Raw genomic sequence first — 262 nt, forward strand, 5'->3', positions numbered from 1 at the left:
TGACCAAACCATTGATCATCATCACCGGGGCCAGTTCAGGGATTGGCGAAGCGGCGGCGCGGATACTTTCGGCGGCGGGCCACCCACTGCTGCTGCTCGCCCGGCGCATCGACCGCCTGGAGGCACTAGGGCTGCCGAATGCTTTGTGCCGTGGCGTCGACATTACCGACCGTGGTGCCTTGTTGGCGGCTGTCAGTGAAGCTGAAACGCAATTTGGTCCCGCCGACGGGCTGATCAATAACGCTGGAGTGATGCTGCTGGG

1 protein-coding gene is annotated in these 262 nt (G+C 62.6%); it reads left to right on the plus strand.

Going from position 1 to position 262, the window contains the following annotated elements; translation table 11 throughout:
• Positions 1-262, plus strand: a 262-nt coding sequence (locus ACZYSM_RS29595) for an SDR family oxidoreductase (protein ID WP_489077242.1), incomplete at both ends; no start/stop codon positions are given.

It is taken from the genome of Pseudomonas sp. F220 (genome assembly GCF_057813935.1).